The organism is Accumulibacter sp. (assembly GCF_031732815.1).
Classification (GTDB): domain Bacteria; phylum Pseudomonadota; class Gammaproteobacteria; order Burkholderiales; family Rhodocyclaceae; genus Accumulibacter.
This window is the reverse complement of record NZ_JAVMKF010000197.1, coordinates 1-19,666: the sequence shown is the minus strand read 5'-3', so window position 1 is coordinate 19,666 and position 19,666 is coordinate 1. Positions and strand designations below refer to the sequence as shown.

13 protein-coding genes and 1 tRNA gene are annotated in these 19,666 nt (G+C 66.9%); 8 read left to right on the top strand and 6 right to left on the bottom strand.

Going from position 1 to position 19,666, the window contains the following annotated elements:
* Positions 1-3,184: RecQ family ATP-dependent DNA helicase (locus tag RKP46_RS12855; RefSeq protein WP_311107011.1), on the bottom strand; the 3,184-nt coding region annotated here is incomplete at its 3' end.
* Between the two features lie 80 nt (positions 3,185-3,264).
* The gene (locus RKP46_RS12850; protein ID WP_311107010.1) at positions 3,265-4,011 is read right to left on the bottom strand and encodes an MT-A70 family methyltransferase; all 747 of its coding nucleotides are present in this window, start codon (positions 4,009-4,011) and stop codon (positions 3,265-3,267) included.
* 199 nt (positions 4,012-4,210) lie between these two features.
* Between RKP46_RS12850 and RKP46_RS12845 the strand changes: the two genes are divergently transcribed.
* On the top strand, positions 4,211-6,406 hold the full coding sequence (locus tag RKP46_RS12845; RefSeq protein WP_311107009.1) for a hypothetical protein: 2,196 nt from the start codon (positions 4,211-4,213) through the stop codon (positions 6,404-6,406).
* Positions 6,407-6,444: 38 nt separating this feature from the next.
* On the opposite strand, the gene RKP46_RS12840 is transcribed toward RKP46_RS12845, so the two are convergent.
* Positions 6,445-8,340, bottom strand: a complete 1,896-nt coding sequence (locus RKP46_RS12840) for a diguanylate cyclase domain-containing protein (RefSeq protein WP_311107008.1) — start codon at positions 8,338-8,340, stop codon at positions 6,445-6,447.
* Between the two features lie 149 nt (positions 8,341-8,489).
* On the opposite strand from RKP46_RS12840, the gene RKP46_RS12835 reads away from it, so the two are divergent.
* Positions 8,490-9,062: a hypothetical protein gene (locus tag RKP46_RS12835; protein WP_311107007.1), complete on the top strand. Its 573-nt coding sequence runs from the start codon at positions 8,490-8,492 to the stop codon at positions 9,060-9,062.
* 27 nt (positions 9,063-9,089) lie between these two features.
* On the opposite strand, the gene RKP46_RS12830 is transcribed toward RKP46_RS12835, so the two are convergent.
* Positions 9,090-11,084, bottom strand: a complete 1,995-nt coding sequence (locus RKP46_RS12830; RefSeq protein WP_311107006.1) for a site-specific recombinase — start codon at positions 11,082-11,084, stop codon at positions 9,090-9,092.
* Positions 11,085-11,189: 105 nt separating this feature from the next.
* Here RKP46_RS12830 and yaaA point away from each other — a divergent pair, with 105 nt between their 5' ends.
* Positions 11,190-11,963, top strand: a complete 774-nt coding sequence (gene yaaA / locus RKP46_RS12825) for a peroxide stress protein YaaA (protein ID WP_311107005.1) — start codon at positions 11,190-11,192, stop codon at positions 11,961-11,963.
* 33 nt (positions 11,964-11,996) lie between these two features.
* On the opposite strand, the gene RKP46_RS12820 is transcribed toward yaaA, so the two are convergent.
* On the bottom strand, positions 11,997-13,130 hold the full coding sequence (locus tag RKP46_RS12820) for an NAD(P)/FAD-dependent oxidoreductase (RefSeq protein WP_311107004.1): 1,134 nt from the start codon (positions 13,128-13,130) through the stop codon (positions 11,997-11,999).
* Between the two features lie 152 nt (positions 13,131-13,282).
* Here RKP46_RS12820 and RKP46_RS12815 point away from each other — a divergent pair, with 152 nt between their 5' ends.
* Positions 13,283-14,713: a carbonic anhydrase family protein gene (locus RKP46_RS12815; protein WP_311107003.1), complete on the top strand. Its 1,431-nt coding sequence runs from the start codon at positions 13,283-13,285 to the stop codon at positions 14,711-14,713.
* A gap of 101 nt (positions 14,714-14,814) precedes the next feature.
* On the opposite strand, the gene RKP46_RS12810 is transcribed toward RKP46_RS12815, so the two are convergent.
* A complete protein-coding gene (locus tag RKP46_RS12810) occupies positions 14,815-15,537 on the bottom strand; it encodes an FCD domain-containing protein (protein WP_311107002.1) in 723 nt (240 codons plus the stop codon).
* Between the two features lie 525 nt (positions 15,538-16,062).
* Here RKP46_RS12810 and RKP46_RS12805 point away from each other — a divergent pair.
* The 4 genes from RKP46_RS12805 (at position 16,063) to RKP46_RS12790 (ending at position 19,664) form a co-directional block, all read left to right on the top strand.
* Positions 16,063-16,845, top strand: a complete 783-nt coding sequence (locus RKP46_RS12805) for a (Fe-S)-binding protein (protein WP_311107001.1) — start codon at positions 16,063-16,065, stop codon at positions 16,843-16,845.
* Positions 16,842-17,519, top strand: coding sequence for a lactate utilization protein (locus tag RKP46_RS12800; protein WP_311107000.1), 678 nt, complete (start codon positions 16,842-16,844; stop codon positions 17,517-17,519). Before RKP46_RS12805 ends, RKP46_RS12800 begins: the two co-directional genes overlap by 4 nt.
* Entirely contained in the window at positions 17,516-18,958 is a 1,443-nt protein-coding gene (locus RKP46_RS12795) for a LutB/LldF family L-lactate oxidation iron-sulfur protein (protein ID WP_311106999.1), read from the top strand. Before RKP46_RS12800 ends, RKP46_RS12795 begins: the two co-directional genes overlap by 4 nt.
* A 632-nt stretch (positions 18,959-19,590) precedes the next feature.
* Positions 19,591-19,664: transfer RNA gene (locus tag RKP46_RS12790), tRNA-Met, on the top strand.
* Positions 19,665-19,666: the final 2 nt, after the last annotated feature.

Here is a 19,666-nt window from a genome sequence, read left to right as displayed (position 1 = left end):
GCAGCGCAAAGTAGGCGAGAACGAAGGACAGCGCATCGGAAAGCTTGTTCAGGCCGAGGCGCGCGTATTCATTGACCACATGGATCTGGAAATTCCGCTCGTCGTAGTGTTCCTTCAGCGGCGCGAAGTCGACGCCGGCGAAGCTGCGCTTTTCGCCCGGAAAGACGGTGATCGTCATCGCCGAACGAAACACTGCCTTGCCCTGATCGAGGATCAGCACGTGGTTTTCGTGCAGGTAGAGCAGCCCGGCGTCGATCGCCGCGACTTCGTCCTTGAGCAGCGGGCCGATCGACAGATCGCGCCGCAGGTATTCGGCCAGCTCGCCCAGCTTGACTTCGACGCGCAGGTCCACCCCGCGCTGGCGCTCGTCGAGCCGACCGAGCAGCGCGCCGAGCAACGCCAGCGCCACCGCCCGGCGGCGCTCGGCAAGTTCGCCGACGTTGCGCCAACTGCGCAGCAGGCGCAGGCGCAGGAGCGAACGACGCACGACGCGCACCTCGAACATCGCCCGTCGCGTCGCGCTGTCGTCGCCGAACGGCCGGGCAAGCGAGCGCAGGAGCGTGAGCAGCGCGTCGGGCAGAAAGCTCCGGCCAGTCCGGCAGCGCAGTTCGGCGCAGACGCCGGCGAGATTCATCTCCTGCCAGTCGCCGCTGTCGGCTTCCGGCGCGAGTTCCGGCAACAGGGCGAGCAGCGCCTGTTCGAGCGCGACGAGCTCCTCCATCCGCTCGCGCGAGGCGTCCGGCACGCCGCGCCGGAGGAGGACGGTGAGCAGCAGGTCGTTGCTCAGGATGCCGAGCTGTTCGAGTTGCTGCAGCATGCGGATGCACTCTTCGCTCGTCGCGCCGAGGCCAAGCATCAGGTCGTCGGTGCTCAGCCCCTCGTCGGCGCGCGCGTTGATCAGCAGGCTGACCAGATCGGCGTACTTGCGCATCCGCTCTGCCGACAGCCCGGCACGCGCCAGGCGCTGCTGCGCCTCGGCCAGCGAAGCGACCTTGAGGCAACCGGGAAAGACGCGCGTATGGTTCTCGTTGCGCTCGACGAAGTGCGCCCGTTCAAGCCAGGCAATCGCCGTGCGCACCTTGGTGTCGGCGTCCGGGTTCTCCGCTTCGATCGAGGTTTCAAGTTCGTCGTCAGCCAGGATCTCGCCCGGCGTGACGACGACCTCGGCGCTCTTCGCGCGCGCCGAATAGCGGCGCAGCGTGCGCAGGATATTGGCGATGTCCTGGCGCGACAGGCGCGAGCGCGCGGCCAAGGCAAACTGCGCCTCGACATCCTCCTCGTCGTAGAGCAGGATGCAGCGCGCCTCGCGCCGGTCGCGCCCGGCGCGGCCGGCCTCCTGCAGGTAGTTCTCCAAGGAACCAGGAATCTCGGCATGCAGCACCAGACGCACGTCGGACTTGTCGACGCCCATGCCGAATGCGTTGGTAGCGACGATGACGCGCAGTGCGCCGTCGATGAAAGCGCGCTGGATGTCCTGCTTCAACCCGGCCTCGAGACCGGCATGGAAGTGCGCGCTGGGCCAGCCGAGATCCTTCAGATAGCCGTCGATCTCCTCGGCGCTGCGCCGGCGCGTGGTGAACACGACCGCGCCGCCTGCGCCAGCCGACTGCCGGGGAGAACCCAGTTCCTGTTCGAGCAGGCGGCCGATCAGACCCAGCTTCTCGGCGCGGCTGACCGGCAAGACCTCGTAGTGCAGATTGTCGCGCTCGTGCCCACCGTCGAAGACGTCCAGCGTGCGGCCGAGCGCGTGGCGAAAGTGCTCGACGATGTCGGCCACCACCTCTTTCTTCGCCGTCGCGGTGAAACAGCAGACCGGCGCCGCACCCGGGTGGCTGCCCGCGTGCCGCTCGCGAATGAAGCGCGCAACGTAGAGGTAGTCGGGTCGAAAATCGTTGCCCCAGCGCGACAGGCAATGCGCTTCGTCGAAAACCCAGGCGGCGATCTGGCGATAGCGTATCGCTTCGGCAAACGCCCGGCTGCGGAACTGTTCGGGCGAGACCAGCAGAATCCCGACGTCGCCCAGGCGCACGCGGGCGAGAACGTCGCGCCGCTCGGGCAGGGTCAGCATGCCGTTCAGCGTCGCGCCGCTATAGATGCCGCTGCGCACCAGATTGTCCACCTGATCCTTCATCAGCGACTGCAGCGGCGAAATTACGATCGTCAGGCTGCCCTCCTGCCAGTAGCGTGAGAGCGCCGGCAACTGATAGCAGATCGACTTGCCGCCGCCAGTCGGCAGAATCGCGAGCAGCGATTGCCCGGCGTAGGCGGCGCGCACGATACGCTCCTGCAGCGGCTGTCCGCCAGCGTCACGCGGTTCGCTGCGAAACTCGGCAAAGCCGAAGTAGCGTTCGAGCTCCTTCTCGGGAACCAGATGCAGCGTGCAGTACGCGCAGGCCGGATCGGTGCACGGGCTGGCGCGCAGCCGCCGGATGATTTCGCTGACACGCGGAAACTGCAGGTGCAGCCAGGGCGGCAGCACCGAGTTGCCGCCGCTGACGCGCAGCCAGGCGAGGACGTAAGAGAAACAGCGGCCGGCTTCGCCCTCGCTCAGCGCTTCGTCGGTCGCCGCAGCGACTTGCTGCGGGCAGGCCTTGCCGCGCGCCAGCGCGGCAACGAACTGGCGCACTTCGCTCGCAGACGGCGGCAGCGCGCGGCGCAGACTGGCGAAGAAGCTGCCGACGCCGACCTGCCCGGCGCGCGTCAGGAAGTAGTGGTGACAGGCGAGTTCCTGCGCCGACGACACAGCGAGCGCGGCCAGCGCAGCATATTCGTCGAGCCACAGGCGCAACGCCAGTTGCGCGTCGCGCAGCGGGTCGCTGGTCGCATCGCGTACCAGGCGGTAGTCCTTGACCAGGCTGTGGTAGGGATTCTGCGGAAAGGCGATCGGCGACAGTTCGAGCGTATCGACCACCGGTAGCCGGTGCAGGGCAAGACCCGGATACAGCGCGCGCAGGACCGGCAGGTCGTGGCGGACGATATTGTGCCCGAGGACGAACGCGGCGCCGGCGCCAAGTTCGTCGAGGCGCGCTAGCGACGACGCCAGAGCGGCCCCCTTGACGACCAGGCTGGCACCGGTGTCCGGCCGCCAGCCAGCCAGCTTCCTGAGCTGCCGCAGATCGTCGACCGCCGTTTCAAGGTCGATGCACAGGCAGCGCGGCGACTGTTGGGGAAGCGCTGCGCTCATCACCATTCTACCCGGCGGCACGCCGGCCAGCGTTCAGCGCTTGCCAACACATCCACGGCGCGACCAGTCCACGGCCTTGCTCACTCGCCCGCTGCGCGCTCGCGCAGCGCAGATCGTTCGTCGTCCGCCGGCTCGCGGCCGGCGTCGTGCTCAGCCGGCGACCCTTCTGCGCAGCGCGGGCTGGCACTGCCACGCGTGTCGGTCTGTGAGTTGTGGGCGTAGGTCGGCCAGTCCGGTGCGTAGTCCGCCGCCTGATTGCCCCAGCTCGTCCAGCCGGGACGCGAGCCGCGGGCAAACAGCTCCAGGTATGGACCCGGCGAACACGCTTCGATCAGCGGGTAAAGCTCGTCCGGCTTGCGCGAATGCTCGCGCTTGCGGCTCCGGATGATGTTCACCTGGCGGCGGCCGGGCGCCAAGGTGCGCGCGTTGCGCCCGCGCACGCCGAAGAGGATCAGCTCGGTGGTATTGCGAAAATAGAAGCCCACCCCGCGCCCGTCTGGCTCGCCGTCCTTGCGCACCTTGTGCCAGACGAGATTGCTCTTGTAGGTGAAACCCCAGGCCTCGACAACGCGCAAGCCCTCGGGCAGCAGCGCGTTGGGCACCCACAGGTAGAGGTGCGCCGGATCATCGACGATGGCGCCGACCGGCAGCGCCAGGATGTCTTCCAGCGACATCGTCGCATACCGGCTGAGGCGCTTGTGCTCCGGCGCCATCTTGCCGGTACGGTTGGTGAACTGCCATGGCGGATCGGCCAGCACCGAGGCAAACTTCCGCGTGCCAACGCTGAGCAGCAGATCGCTCGCAGCGGCGGAAAAGGCCTTGTTCATCGCTCCCGCCTTGCGCGCGCAGGCCGCCGAAAGCAAAATCGCGTTTGGACAGCGGCCGCGCAGTGCAATTGTAAAATCCGCATGATAAATCGACTTCGCCGAAACGCCCTGAGGTAAATTGCGCCGTAGGGCTTCAGTTACAGCCGAATGGTCTTAGTTGGGGAGGTACATAATGATACCGAGCGTGTCGACAACAGTGGTGGCTGAATCAGCCGAGGGTCGTTTTGACCTGGGTCGCGGTTACTGGCTGCACTTGCCGCATGGCCCACGCAGCCAGGGAGACCTGTACCACCAGGGAAGCCTGAGCAAACGTGTCAATCTGGCCAACAAGGCCGAACGGCGAATTCTCGTCGTCGAATTGCTGCAGAAGAACCTGAACCAGACGCGTCTGGCCGAAGTTCTCAATCTCAGCCGGCAAACCTTGCACAACTACCGCGAAAGCTACCGCGTTTTCGGCGTCAGCGGCCTGCTGCACGGCTACAGCCCGAACCGCTGCGTCAGCGAGAAAATGCAGGGGCGCCTGCGCGTCGGCAAACGCCGCGTCGCCAGCGCCGCGCGCGAGCGCGAGGGCTTGTGGCCGGCGGAAATGGACGGCTTGGTAGGCAACGGCGACACGCCTTCACGGCCTGAGCGCGACGCGCCAGCGCCCACCTTCACCCTGGAGGAATCGGCGATCGAGGACGTGCTGCGCGTCGATCCGGCGGCTGCGGCAGCGCCTTTCGCAGCCGAGGCGGCAGCCGTCAAGGGCGAAGCGTCCACTTCCGGCGCCCCCTGGCCAGCCATCGACCCGCCTTACGCCGAACGACACGACTGGCAGCCCAGCCGCCACGCCGGCGTGTTTCCGGTCATCATGCTGCTCGCCAGCCGACACCAGTGGTTCGCCCGGCTGCTCACGCTCTTTCCCAGCAACTGGCGGATCTTTCATCTCTTCGTCCTGATGGCGGTGCGCGACTGGCGCAGCTTCGAGGCGATCGAACGTGAACCGCCCGAGGAGGCGGGCCGGCTGCTCGGCCTGCGCCGATTGCCGGGCGCCGAGGGCATCTGGCGCTGGTTCTTCGAAGCGGCAGCAGCCGAACGGGCTACCCCCATGCTCGATGCCGCATTCGCTGACCGCATCCGGCGCGGACTCGTCGGCACGCGCCTCTGGTTTACCGAGGCACATGCCCTGCCCTGCCCGACACCCGGCGCAGCGAGCCAAGGCGCGTCCGGCGAAGCGCTGCATCCGGCGCCCCAGCGGACTCATCTGGCAACCTACGACGAGCGCGGCCGCCTCGTCACTTTCGCCCTTGCCGAAGGCCTCGACCAGTTGCCCGGGCGCATCCTCGCACTGGTCGAACAGGCGCGCGCGCTCTCCTTGGGCATCATGCCCGTGCAGGTCTTCGCGCAAGCCGATGTGGACAGCGACTTTCTCGAGCGGCTGGTGCACGCCGGCATCCCCTTCGTCGCTCATCAGGCCGACGACGAGCGGCTTGCCACCCTGCCGCAGTCTCTCTTCGGCGAGCATCTGCACTTCGGCAGCACGAGCTACCGAGTCGCCGAAGAAATGGTCGAGCTCGCCGCGCTGGCGCCTGGCCGCCCGCCCGGCGATGCCGTGGTCAGCACAGCGGTAAACATTCGCCGCCTGGTCTTCTGGAACCAGCGCAACCGGCTGCGCAGCAGCGTGCTTTGCTGGGACGCCGGATTGCGCCTGTCGGCTGATCTCCTGCTCTGCGCCGCGGTTGCCCGGCAAAGCGACGCGAGCAGCGCTCCCGCGCCCGGCGAGCCTGGTCACTCGGGGCGCTATCGCCCCGGCTTTGCGGCGACGGAATGCGCGCCGCGGGTCATTGCCAACCCGCACTGCAGATTGCTCGCCGAGCGCATCAACGCGAGCGAGGGACACCTGAGCAAGCTGCGCAAGCAGCTTGCCCTGACCCAGCCGAGCTTCAACCAGGACGGCAGCGAGCGCCAGAACAGCCGGCATCGCCGCCTGGCAGACGCGATCAGCAGCAGCGAAGCAGCGCTCAAACGCCTGTTGGCCGAACGGAAAAACCTGCCTGAACAGGTCACCGTTACTGGTTTGTGCGACTACCGTTCGCGCGAGCCGCTCGACAACGAAGGCAAGATGCTCTTCGACTTCGTCACCAGTGCGGTATGGAACGTCCGCCATCAGCTTCTCGACTGGCTGTTCGACAGTGTCGCCAACAATCTCGACCGGCGCACCGTGCTCGACACGATTCTCGCCTGTCCGGGCTGGATACGCAGCGACGAGCGGGCGGTCGTCGTACGCTTGCCGCCGCTGCCACAAGCCCCCTTGCGCTACGCGCAGGAGCATCTCTGCCGCAAGCTGAGCGGCCTTGGCGGGCAATTGCCCGACGGCCGTCGGTTGTATCTGGAAGTCGGCGGAGCCGTCGAGTAAACCGGCGTGCGGCAAGCGCAAGCTGCCCGCGCGCGCCGTCAGCGCGCCAGGCGCTTGCCGGCGAGCGGCACCTGATGAATCTGGCCGGGCGGCGTGGCGAGCGAACAGCGCCCGCGCCCGTCTTCTTTGGCCAGGTACATCGCCCGATCGGCCGCCTGCAGCAGGTGGTGAATGTCCTCGGCATGCAGCGGCCAGAGCGCAACGCCGACGCTGGCGCCAACCTGCAGGCTATGCTGGCCGACGAGCGCCGGCTGGCTCAGGTTGGCAATGATCTTGGCGCCGATGGTCATCGCCTGCTTGCTGTCGAGCACCGCTTCGACGACGACGACGAACTCGTCGCCGCCCAGGCGGGCAACCGTATCGGAAACGCGCACGCAATCCTGCAAGCGGGTGGCGATGATCTCCAACAAGTGATCGCCGACGGCGTGCCCGTAGCTGTCGTTGACCGGCTTGAAGCCGTCGAGGTCGATCATCAGCAGAGCGACCATTTCGCCGCTGCGTTTGGCGCGCGCCAGAACACGGCGCAGTTCCTCGAAAAGCAGCGCCCGATTGGCCAGCCCGGTGAGCGGATCGTGGTGCGCCAGCTTGCGCAATTCGGCTTCGCTCTGACGCAGGCGATCGTTCGCTTCAGCCAATTCCAGCGTACGCTGCATAACGCGCTGTTCGAGCGTCTTTTCCGACTGCTGCAAGGTCTCCATCGCCTGTTCCTTGGCGCGCAGCATCTCGTCGTGCGCCAGATCCATTTCCTGGCGAACGGCGAGCGTGCGCGCGGCAATCGCGAAGCTGAGCAAGAGCGCCTGCACCGCCGAACCGATCTGGCCGCCATATTGGGTGATCAGGTTGCCGGGTAGCAGGCCCGCCTCGCCAAGCGCAACCGTTGCCACGCCGAGCAGGTGAATGATCCAGGCAATGAGAAAAAGGCCAGCTCCCGGCTGCCTCCGTGAGCAGCCGAGAATCGCCCCGATGAGCGTCGTCGCAGCAACCGCGGTGCTCAGCAGGATAACGCCAACTTCTGCAACCCGATAAGCCTCGCTTATCGCTGCCAGCGCGGCGACGATAAACCCGACCTGCTCCCACTGCAGCATGCGGTCGAGTCCGGGCGCCGTTCGACGCGTCGCCAGAAAGGCACGCGCCAGTGCCGCGCCAGCGATCCCGCTCACACACAGGCTCACCGTTGGCGCAATGTTCGCCCATTCGGGCCACTCCGACCACAAGTACTGGCTGCCCAGGCCGAGCGTCGACAGCTCGCTGAAGAGCCACGCGACGAGGAAGGCAACGAAGGCCAGACTGACCAGGTCACGCTGCGTGCAGCCGGGAAGCAGGTGGTAAAGGGCGAGCGCGAGGAGCATCCCGAGATACGCGGCGAGCAGCGAATAGCTCGCCTGATCGCTCGCCAGCAAGGCCTGCGGCGACCAGAGGGTGAGCGGAACGCGCACGTTGCCCGCGGAAACGACGCGCAGGTAGAGGCTTTGTTCGCCGCCGGGAGAAAGGCTGATCGGGAAGACGAAGTTGCGGTGCGCGTACGGCCGGGCCGCGAACGGCGCACGGTCGCCCGCGTCCAGACGCGTGAAGCCGCTGTTGTGGCGAAAAAAAAGTGTCACTTGGTCGAGCGCTGGATGACCCACCTCGAGCAGCCAGGACGACGGCGCGCCGGGCGGCGGGAGCAGCCGCAGGCGCAGCCAGTAGGTCGCGTCGGAGTAGCCGAAGTTGGCTTCGCCGCGCCCGGCGACCGGCTGGAAGCGAGCGGCCAACTCCGGACGCTCGACATCGGCGATGTCCAGCGAACCGTTCGGATCTTCCAGAACCTCGATGAATGGACGCAGCGAAAGCGTCGTGGTGGCGGAAGTCAGTTGCGCCGCCTGCGCCCACACTCCCCCCGAAGCCGCAGCAGCAAGCAGGGCCAGGAGCAGGAAGAGTAGTCGCACTACAGGCATGGATACGTTCAGTTGGGGCCCCGGTTCTGTCCTCGATTATAGTGTACGGTCGATGCAGCAATGTAAGTCTGCCGCTCGGCTGACGGTCTTCCGGCGAGCAGACGGGTCGATCGTTGGAGAAAGGGGATTTTATGCCGGCGCAGAGACTATTGATTTCGCTTATCGTCGCCAGCGGCGCTGTCTGGGCAGAAGCGCCCGCCTCGCCGCCGCTGCCGCAGACGCTGGAGGAAGCTGCTGCGCAAAAGGAGCGTGCCGCTGAAATGCGTTCCGAAGCCGATCGTCGCCTGCGCGCTGACGAGGACATCTGCCAGCGCAAGCTGCTCGTTGCCGATTGCCTGATCGCCGCGCGCAAGCGCCACACCACCCTGGTCGTCGAGGCACGCAAGCTGGAGCAACCGGCGCGCGACTTCGAGCGCGAAGCTCGACGCCAGGATCTGGCGGCCAAGGAAGCTCAACGCGCCGCCGACCAGAGCGCGCGCGCAGTCGAAGACCGGCAGCGCGCCGAGCGCTACCGCGCCGAAGAAGCCGCGAAGGCGAGCGAACGCGAACAGAAGATCGCTGAAAAGGCGAGGAAAGCCGAGCAGGGTCGCCGCAAGCTGGCTGAAGAGCAAGCGCGCCGCCAGGCCAAACAGGAGCGGCGCGCACGCCAGGACGCCGAACGCCAGGCGAAGCAGGCAGCGCGCGCAGCGAACAAGCCGGAGGCCGGCACGCCACCGCGCTGAGCCAGGCACTCGCCGCCGTTGCTGCGCTCAGTCGCCTTTCTTCGGCGGCAGGAAGAATCCGCGCGGGTGGCGCAGGAAGTACCCGAAGACCGCGCGCGCCAAAGGCCACCACTCGCCGTCCGGCACCTGGCGCGAGCGCAGGGCAACGGTCAGCGCCAGCGCGAAACTGACCGAGAGGTTGACCAGGCCGATCGCCGCTACGCCGAGTACGGCCCAGACGAACAACCAGGGGTCGGGTGAAAAATCGAGACCGACGAAACCGATCCCGACGAAAGCCGACGAAAAGGCGACGTGCCGGATGTCGATCGGCAAGCCGACCAGGACGCCGAACAGCGTCGTTCCCCCGAGCAGAAAACCGAACAGCAGGTTGCCTGAGAGCGCGCCCAGATTGGCGCCGACGTACGCCGCAACGCGTCGCATGCGCGCCTCGCCGAAGACCCGCCGGGCCCAGGCAAGCTGCCGGATGCGCTCGGGAATCCGGTTGTGCGCGGCGTAGTTGTCGTAATAGCCGCTGAGCAGGCCGGAAACGAACAGGCAGACGCCGGCAATCGCCGCGTAGAAGACGGCGCCGCTGTGCACCAAATTCTGTTCTTCCAGCAGGTGGAGCGACTTTTCCGCATCGGTGAAGGCTTCGCCGGTGAGCGACACGACGGCAAAGGCAAGCAGCCCGGCGAGCGGAACGGCAATGCCGACATTGCCCAGGATGGCGACCAGTTGGCTGCGGCAGGTGCGGGCGATCAGCTCGCTCAAGCGCTCGAGCTCGCGCAACCTGCCGCCAGTCTCGCTGATCGTCGCGGCGATCGCATTCGCGGTCATCGCCGGCTGCTTGGTCGCCACCGTGCCGTGCAGAATGTGGATCAGACAGAAGCCCAGCCCGTAGTTCAGGCAGAAGCTCAGCGCGCCGACCAGCGGCGGCATGTGCGCCTTGACCAGCAGGATCTTGAAACAGGCCATGCAGGCAATGACCACGCCGCCGATCATCGCCGAACGCGCCATCGCCCAATACTCCTGGCGTGACTCGGTAATGTAGTGTTCGCCGTGGTGGCTGGCGTTATCGGTGACGCGCAGGGCGATCAACTCGGTATTCTGCCGCCAATGGCGGAACAGGTTGTTGCGCAGGCATTCGTCGTGCACGAGCTGGGTGAACAAGGTGACCATCGACGGGTACGCGCTGATCCCGCCCGGGTCCCTCTGCAGACCGGCGAGGATGTCGAGCAACTGCTCGCAGCGCTTGAGCAACTGGCGCAGGCGCTGCAGGTTGTAGGTCAGCGCGATGCTCGTCCCGTTCCTCGCCGCATTGCGCCGAACACGCTCGATCACCTCGCGGCACTGGCTGAACAGCACGCGCAAGTGGCGATCATCGGTGTCTTCGCCGAGCGCCTGACCCCAGCGCTGCGGGTAAAGCTCGATATAGGCCGCCATTTCGCTGTTCTGCGCGACGAAAGGCGACTCGCGCGTCTCGAGCGCCGGTTCCAGCCGCAGCAGTTCCGGCTCCATACCGCAGGCAACGATCCAGTAGGAGAGCACGCGCAGCGAGCGCAGCAACTCGCCCAACGGATGCGGCAAAGTGGCGCTCGCCGGCAATTCGTCGAAGCGCACGGCGCAGAAGAGTTCCTCCCAGACAGATGCACCGACGCCGGTCACCCAGTGGCGGTCGCTCGGCCGATCGAAGCTGCGGCGCAGCACGCTGCGCAGCAGACCGGGGTCGAGCACCTCGGGCAGCAGCTTGTGGCCGATCCGCTGCAGGCTTTCGGCAACGAAACCGGTGTTCGGCAGGATTCCGGTCGAGGTGTACAGTTCCGAATGGCGATGGCTCATCGCCAACTGAATGAGGCTGTTGCGTAGCGCAGCGCGCAGCTCGGGGCGGGCGCCGAGCAGGTAGCACAAGGCCTGCAGATTCCGCTTGGCCGTCTTGTAATCCTTCGGATCGGCCGGCCGGATTTCGCCGACCAGTTGCACCAGCACGTCCGTCACTTCGGCCGGCGTGCCGCAGCAGCCGGCGAGGATCTCTTCCAGGGTCACGACGTTTTCTCCGCGCAGCGACGAAGCGGCCTCGCTCGTCGATTACAATCGGCGGAATCTTAACAAAGTATCGTGCCACCCGCCGCCGGTGGCACCAGGCAACGCATGATCATCGTCCTCTCGCCCGCCAAGACGCTCGACTATCGAACTGCGCCGACGATCGTCGAGCATACTCAGGCGCAGTTCCTCGACCAGTCGCAGTTGCTCATCGACCGCCTGCGTCAACTGACCCCGGCCGAACTCGCCAGCCTGCTGAAAATCAGCGACTCGCTGGCCATGCTCAACAGCACGCGGCATGCCGAATGGCAGCTCCCGTGCACGCCGGACAACGCCAAGCAGGCCGTCCTCGCCTTCAACGGCGACGTCTACGAGGGCCTGGACGCGACCAGCCTGTCGCTCGCCGACCTGCAGTTTGCCCAGCAACACCTGCGCATCCTGTCCGGCCTCTACGGCCTGCTCCGGCCGCTCGACCTGATGCAGCCCTACCGGCTCGAAATGGGAACGCGGCTGTCCAACCCGCGTGGCAAGGATCTTTACGCCTTCTGGGGCGAGCGCATCGGCGAAGCGCTGGCGCAAGCGCTGCGCGCGGTCGCCGCCAGCGCGCTGATCAATCTCGCCTCGGAAGAGTATTTCAAGGCGGTCAGCCGCCGATCTCTGCCGGTCCCGGTGATCCAGCCGGTCTTCGAGGACTGGAGCGGCGGCCGCTTTCGCGTCATCAGCTTCTGGGCGAAACGGGCGCGCGGACTGATGGCGCGCTTCGCGATCCGCAACCGCGTGCACGAACCCGCCGGCCTGCAGGACTTCGCGGCCGAAGGCTACAGCTTCGTACGCGCCGCGTCGGACGACACGGTCTGGGTCTACCGCCGGCGCCGCGAGTAAATGGCGGCCCGACCGATGAGCGCGCGCCGCGCCTCAGCCGACGGCGAGCAGCGCGCTGACGTGTTCGGCGATCGCCAGACACGCGGTCAGCCCGGGCGACTCGAGGCCGAACAGGTTGACCAATCCGTCAACGCCATGTTCGGCCGGACCCTGGATCAGGAAATCGGCCGCCGGCGGCGTGCGTCCGCCGAGCTTCGGCCGGATTCCAGCGTAGGCCGGCGCCAGCGCGCCATCCGGCAACGCCGGCCAGTAGCGGCGAATCTCGCGGTAGAAGGCCGCCCCGCGCGCCGGGTCGACGCGATAGTCGAAATCGGGGGGCGACGCGCTGGCAAGCGCCTCGGGCAGCCACTCGACATCCGGCCCGAAGCGCGCCTGACCGGCCAGATCGAGCGTCAGATGAACGCCGAGCCCGCCGCTTTCCGGCAGCGGATAGATCAGGCGCGAGAACGGCGCCGGCCGCTGCAGACTGAAATAGTTTCCCTTCGCGTAGCCACTGACCGGCAGGCAACGCGGCGGAAAACCGCTCAGCGTCCGAGCCAGGTGCGTCGCCGACAGGCCGGCGGCGTTGATCACGATTCCCGCGCGCAGCCGCGATGGCTCGGCGCCGCCAACGGCGAGCACGATTCCGCTCGCGTCCACCGTCCCGCCAACGACCGGCGAGCGCCGCACGAGCAGCGCACCGTGCCGCTCGGCGTCGGCGAGCAAGGCGAACATCAGCGCGTGACTGTCCACGATGCCGGTCGACGGCGAGAGCAGCGCCGCACAGCAGGCCAGTTCGGGTTCCAGCGCGCGCGCCTCGCGGCCGCTCAGCAGGCGCAAGTCGGCAACGCCGTTGGCCTGGCCCTGGGCGTGCAGCGCGTGCAGCCGGGCGAGCTGCGCATTCGCCGTCGCCACGACCAGTTTGCCGCAGCGCCGGTGAGCTACCGCGTTCGCCGCACAGAACTCGTAGAGCTGCCGCCGGCCGGCGACGCACAGGCGAGCTTTCAGCGAATCCTGCGCGTAGTACAGACCGGCATGGATCACCTCACTGTTGCGACTGCTCGTCTCCAGGCCGAAAGCCTCGTTGCGCTCGATGATGAGCGTTTCGAGGCCGCGCCGTGCCAGCGCGCGCGCGCAGGCCAGGCCGATCACCCCAGCCCCGATGACGACTGCTGCAAGCTTCTCCATGCGCACCTCCGGCAGACGGCACGATTCTACCGGACGTCGCCGCAGCCTCCCAGCGCGGCACCAGCGTGCACACGTTGCGACCCCGGCTGAGACTAAAGCCGGCGCCCGATTTTCCGTGAATACAACGATCAGCAGCAACTTCCGGAGTCAAGATGCATCCTCAGTGCAAGTTTCCCGCCGCCCTCTTGCTCGCCGCGCTTGTCCCGGTGACGGCTGACGCGGCGTGGCAGGTGATCTCGGCCGAACCCGGCAAGCGCGTCGAGATCGACCGCGCCAGCATCCGCAAGGAAGCCGGCGGCAAGACGATCGCCGAGGGGCGGATCATTCTCGACAAGCCGATCATCGACGCCAAGACCTCGTCGTCGTATCGCATCGTCCAGGCGCTCAACCGCTACGACTGCGCGCTGCGCAGCTACAGCACGCTGAAGCGGACCTATTTCAAGGAGGAAGGCCAGGTCCTGCGCGAGGAGGAAGTCAAGGTGCAGATCGAAATGCCGGTGCGCAGCGGCATGCTCGACGACAAGCTGCTGCGCGAAGTCTGCCGCCCGAAGCCGGGTCCGGAAGCCGCCGCTGCCGCCAGCCGCACGGCCGACAAGGTCAACGAGGCGGCCGGCGAACTGCGCAAGGCCAACGAAGCGCTGCTCCAGAAAGAGGTGCGGCGCGCCAATCTGCCAACGCCGGCGACCGAAAAACCCGAACGCGAGGCGAAGGCAGCGGGCGAAGCCGCCGCGCCCGCGCAATCGGCTCCACCGACGCCACCCACGCCAACGGCCCATTCCACGCCAGCCGCCCGACCGCCTACACCGGCAGCACATGCGCGCGCGGTGCGGCCGGCAACGCGCGCACCGCGAGTGCTCGTCGCGCGCCCCGACGACGAGCCGCCGCTTGCCGCCGCGCCGACCTACACGCGCATTCCCTGGGCCTACTCAGGTGAAGGCGGGCCCGACAACTGGGGCCGGCTGAAACCCGAATACGCCACCTGCGCCAACGGCCGCCGACAATCGCCAATCGACATTCGTGACGGTTTCCGCGTCGATCTCGAAACGCTGCAGTTTACCTACCGGCCGTCGCAGTTTCGCGTCATCGACGACGGGCGCACGATCCAGGTCCAGGTCAGCGGCAACAGCATCAGCCTGCTCGGCAAGACCTACGAACTCGTCGAGTTCCACTTCCACCGCCCGTCGGAAGAGCGCGTCGACGGCAAGTCATTCGACATGGTCGCCCACCTGGTGCATAAGTCGGCTGACGACAAGCTCGCCATCGTCGCCGTCCTGCTCGAAAAAGGGATGGAAAACCCGCTCATCCAGACGATCTGGAACAACCTGCCGCTGGAAAGGAACGAGTACGTCACGCCACCCGGAATCAGCATCGACCTGACGCAACTGCTGCCGACCGAGCGCGGCTACTACACCTACATGGGCTCGCTCAGCACACCGCCGTGCACCGAAGGCGTCCTCTGGCTCGTCCTCAAGCAGCCGCAACAAATCTCGCCCGAACAACTGGCCATCTTTGCTCGCCTCTACCCGCACAACGCACGCCCGATCCAGGCGAGTTCGGGGCGCATGATCAAGGAATCGCGCTGACCCGGGCGCGCCGATCGGCGCGCCCCGCCCGAGGCGCGCCAGGCACGCCTGCTCGCGCCTCTTCCTCCCGCTTTCTCAGTCCAGCTTCTTAGTCCCGCTTCTTAGTCCCGCTCCTGCGCGGCAGCCTGCAGGCGCCGGCGGACGTAGGCGATATGTTCCTGCGCAGCGCGCCGCGCCGCTTCCGGTTGCCCCTCGCTGATCGCCAGCGCGATCGCCTGATGCTGCGCCATCAGCTCGCGGCTGGTTTGCGGGCTGACGGCGATTTCCCTCAGCGTGCGCCGCACGTGTTCGTGCAGCAGCCGCATGACGCTGCCCACCAGATGCGCATACAGCACGTTGTGCGCCGTCTCGGCGATGGTCAGGTGAAAAGCGACATCGGCCGCCACCTGCTCGCTCCGATTGTTGCCAGCGTAGGCCAGATCGAGCCGCGCGTAAGCCTGCGCCAGCCGCTGCAGATCGTCGTCGGTCGCCCGCTGCGCCGCCAGCTCGGCGGCCGACGATTCGAGCAGCAGGCGAAACTCGAGCACGTCCTCGTGCAGCGATGGATGCTGCTCGAGCAGCGGCTGCCAGGGGTCGCTGAAACTCGCCGCCAGACGATCGGTCACGTAGGTCCCACCGCCGTGCCGGCTGACCAGCAGCTCACGAGAAACCAGCCGCTTGATCGCCTCGCGCAGCGACGGGCGCGAAACGCCGAATTCCAGCGCCAATTCGCGCTCGGCCGGCAGGCGCTCGCCCGGCTTCAGCGTCCCGTCGAGGATGCGCGCTTCCAGCTGATGAGCGATCGCGTCGGGAATGCGCGGCAGATTGAGCTTGACGTGACGCATTCGGGACAATGCTCGGGCGTGATCGACGAGGAATTGAGGAGTGAGCGCGGAGTGACCGGCGAATTGTCGGCTCGGGCCGACGGCAGGCCGCAGTATCGCAGGAAAGCCGGGGGCTCACCAGTTCGGCGCAGCACCGCGGCGCTCCGCCACCCGCCCTGCGCTGCGCGCCGGCCGGAAGAATGCAGCCGATGTGTGCAATACCGCACAGACCCTGAGCGCCATCCGGCCGACAATGCGCTCGAGTGCCTGGCGGCCACCACCTCCCCTCCCCTCCCCTCCCCTCCCCTCGCCAGGCGCTTGCAGCACCGGCCCGGCAACGGCTCCCCCACCGTTCCGGGCCATTTTCGTCGACCGGCGCGCCGCTTGCGCACCATCCGACGGCTCCCGCGAGCCGAGCGGGCGATTGACAAGGCACGCCCTCCTCGCTAATGTACCGGAAAGTGGTCTTACCACTTGTTACGTTCGACCTTTCCGTCGCATCTTTTCGTTCCATCTTTCCGTCGCATTTGCGCAGAGGAGCCAGTCATGGACGCAGCGGGCAGCCGACACTATCCGGACAAACCGGTCAAGGTGTATCTCTTCGGAACGTGTCTGATCGATCTCTTCTGGCCACAGGCCGGCCTCGACGCCGTCCGCCTGCTCGAACGAGAAGGCATCGAAGTCATCTACCCGGCCGATCAGACGTGCTGCGGCCAGCCGGCACACAGCAGCGGCTTCCCCGAGCAGAGCCGCGCCGTCGCGCTCGCCCAACTGGCGCTGTTCCCCGAGCCATGGCCGGTCGTCGTCCCCTCGGGCTCGTGCGCCGGCATGATGCGCCAGCATTATCCCGATCTCTTCGCCGACGACGCGCAGCACCTGGAGCAAGCGCGCGCGCTCGCCGAACGCGTCTTCGAACTGAGCGAATTCCTCGTCCATGTCGCGCGCGTCCGGCTGACCGACCTTGGCCCGGCAACGCGCGTCGCCGTGCACACCTCGTGCGCCGCGCGCCGCCAGATGGGAACGCGCGCGCACGCCGGCGCGCTGCTCGCCCAACTCAGCCGGGTCGAAGTCGCCGTACACGAGCACGAAGCCGAATGCTGCGGTTTCGGCGGCACCTTCTCGCTGAAACACCCGGCAATCTCAGCGGCGATGGCCGCCGACAAGGTCGAAGCGATCGCCCAGACCGGCGCCGACACGCTGCTTTCGGCCGACTGCGGCTGCCTGCTCAACCTGACGCACACGATCGAGAAGGAGGGCCGGCGGCTGCCCGGCGAGCACCTGGCCAGCTTCCTCTGGCAACGCACCGGCGGCGAAGGAGAAAAAGCATGAGCGCACGCGACAACATCCTGCAGCGTCTGCGCGCCGCCGGCAGCACTCGGCAGCCGCTCGAACCCGACGTCGAAGGCTTCTACGCCACCGCCAAAGCCGCCCTTCCCACCTCGACACGCGCCGCGCGCATCGCGCTCTTCTGCGAGAAAATGGCCTTCTGGCGTGGCGACGTTGTGCGCGTGACGCGCGACACCTGGCCGGAAAAACTGCTCGAACTGTGCTGCGCAAAAGGCGTCACCACGTTGCTCCACGGCGAGCACAGCGAGCACGCCGCGGCACTGCAGGCGGCCGGAATCAGCGGTCTGCGGCCCTACGCGCGACCGATCGACGACTGGAAAGGCGAATTGTTCGGCGAGATCGACGCCGGCTTCACCTCGACGCGCGGAGGCATCGCCGAAACCGGCACGCTGATCCTCTGGCCGGACAACCGCGAACCCCGCCTGCTCTCGCTCGTCCCGCCGATCCACTTCGCACTGCTCGACGCCGACAAGCTCTACGACCGCTTTTTCGACGCGCTCAGCGAGCAGGGCTGGAGCGCCGGCCTGCCGACCAACGCGCTGCTCGTCTCCGGACCCTCGAAGACAGCCGACATCCAGGTCACGCTCGCCTACGGCGCGCACGGCCCGAAAGAGCTGATCGTCCTCCTGCTGGTCAACCCGGGAGAAGTGCAATGAGCGCCACGCACGAATTGAAGTTCGTCCCCGCCAGCGAGTTCCGCGAGCGTTCGGCTACCGCCGTCGGCGACGCGCACCTGCGGCAAAGCTTCCGTGCCGCGATGGATTTCCTGATCGCTCGCCGCGCCGCCCAGTTTCCCGACCTCGCCGGACTCGAACAGCAGCGCCGCCTGGCCGAACAGATCCGCCAATACACGCTGGCCCGCCTGCCCGATCTGCTCGAACAGCTCGAGCGCAAGCTCACCGCCAACGGCGTCCAGGTCCATTGGGCCGAAACGCCGGAGGAAGCCAACGCGATCATCGTCGACATCGCCCGCCGCCACTCGACACGCCTGGTCGTCAAGGGCAAGTCGATGGTCAGCGAGGAAGTCGAACTCAACCATGCGCTCGCCGCCGCCGGAATCGAAGCGCTGGAAAGCGACATGGGCGAGTACATTGTCCAGCTCGACGGCGAGAAACCCTCGCACATCATCATGCCGGCGATCCACAAGACGAAACAGCAGATCGCCCGCCTGTTCGCCGCCAAAGTGCCGGGAGCCCGCTACACCGAATCGGTCGACGAACTGATCGGCATCGGCCGCGCCGTCCTGCGCGAAAAGTTCCGCGCCGCCGAAGTCGGCCTGTCCGGAGTCAACTTCGCCGTCGCCGAAACCGGCACGCTGTGTCTGGTCGAAAACGAAGGCAATGGTCGCATGTGCACGACCGTTCCCGACGTGCATATCGCGATTACCGGCATCGAAAAAGTCGTCGAAAAGCTCTCCCACGTGCCGCCGCTTTTCGGCCTGCTGACGCGCTCGGCGACCGGTCAGGCGATCACCACCTACTTCAACATGATCAGCGGCCCGCGCAAGGCGGGCGAAAAGGACGGCCCGCGCGAACTGCACCTGGTTCTCGTCGACAACGGCCGCACGCAGGCCTACCGCGACGAACAGATGCGCGCGACGCTGCAGTGCATCCGCTGCGGCGCGTGCATGAACCATTGCCCGGTCTACACGCGCATCGGCGGGCACGCCTACGGGACGACCTACCCCGGCCCGATCGGCGGCATCATCTCGCCGCATCTGCTCGGTCTCGCCGGCACGCACGCCCTGCCCACCGCCTCGACGCTGTGCGGCGCCTGCGGCGAAGTCTGCCCGGTACGCATCCCGATTCCCGACCTCCTCGTCCGCCTGCGCAACGAAGCGCAGCACGACGCGCGCCCGGGTCGGCCGCCGCTGCTCGGCCAAGGGGCCGCCAGGAGCCGCCTGGCCGATGCCATCTGGCAAGGCTGGGCAGCGCTGCACGCGCGCCCGACGCTCTACCGCGCCTACGCCTGGCTGGCGACGCGCCTGCGCGCACTGACGCCGTCCCGGCAATCGGGCTGGACGCTCAGCCGGACGCCGCTGAAACCCGCGCCGCGCAGCCTGCACGAACTGCTGGCGGCAAGAAAGAAGCGCTGACGGTTGCCGACAACTGCGGATGACGTGGAACATGCAGGGAAAGCGCGTCCACCAGGCGGGCAAGCCTCGCCAGAAGTAGCGCCAAGCTTGCCCCAGCGCCCTTCGCTCGCCGAGGAAGCCAACACAGCTTGCGCGGAGTGCAGCCTGCCAACACTTGCGCGATGCCCGCGAGCTACGCCGCCTGGCGAAGACGAGTGGCCGCAACACGTCGCTCGCCGCCGCACAGCACGGTCGCGCCGAGTGCCCAGAGATTGTAAAGAACAGGCTAATCAGACAGAAAACGCACCGTAACAGGTTGTTCTATTTAACACCTGTTTGGCATACTGCGATCTTGCGGGAACTTTCTGACCGTCTCTCAGTGCGCTGATCCGGCAACTGACCAATTTCCTCCTTCGATCAGGGCCGACAACCCCCGGAAGTCTCCCCACCCGCGCTTGCGTCGAGCGAGCGGCCACCCATCGTCCCTACGCCCCGGGCAACCCTGTCTTCCTGGTCTCCCTTGGCCACTCCGCCCACTTCGCCTCGTCCCTTCCTTCCGACCGACATGGGCCGGAAAGATGACTTGCTCCCTGCAATTCCCAGCGGCCCGGTTGACCCGCACAAACGGCTAGCCCTATAATCGATCCAGCATAGGTGATGTAGCTCAGTCGGTCAGAGCGATGGATTCATAACCCATAGGTCGGTGGTTCAATTCCACCCATCACCACC

Excerpts from the sequence above, each read along its gene's own strand:
- RKP46_RS12815 (WP_311107003.1), top strand. The coding sequence starts at position 13,283 with ATGCATCCTCAGTGCAAGTTTCCCGCCGCCCTCTTGCTCGCCGCGCTT.
- RKP46_RS12810 (WP_311107002.1), bottom strand. The coding sequence starts at position 15,537 with ATGCGTCACGTCAAGCTCAATCTGCCGCGCATTCCCGACGCGATCGCT.
- yaaA (WP_311107005.1), top strand. The coding sequence starts at position 11,190 with ATGATCATCGTCCTCTCGCCCGCCAAGACGCTCGACTATCGAACTGCG.
- RKP46_RS12820 (WP_311107004.1), bottom strand. The coding sequence starts at position 13,130 with ATGGAGAAGCTTGCAGCAGTCGTCATCGGGGCTGGGGTGATCGGCCTG.
- RKP46_RS12850 (WP_311107010.1), bottom strand. The coding sequence starts at position 4,011 with ATGAACAAGGCCTTTTCCGCCGCTGCGAGCGATCTGCTGCTCAGCGTT.
- RKP46_RS12800 (WP_311107000.1), top strand. The coding sequence starts at position 16,842 with ATGAGCGCACGCGACAACATCCTGCAGCGTCTGCGCGCCGCCGGCAGC.
- RKP46_RS12840 (WP_311107008.1), bottom strand. The coding sequence starts at position 8,340 with ATGCCTGTAGTGCGACTACTCTTCCTGCTCCTGGCCCTGCTTGCTGCT.
- RKP46_RS12795 (WP_311106999.1), top strand. The coding sequence starts at position 17,516 with ATGAGCGCCACGCACGAATTGAAGTTCGTCCCCGCCAGCGAGTTCCGC.
- RKP46_RS12805 (WP_311107001.1), top strand. The coding sequence starts at position 16,063 with ATGGACGCAGCGGGCAGCCGACACTATCCGGACAAACCGGTCAAGGTG.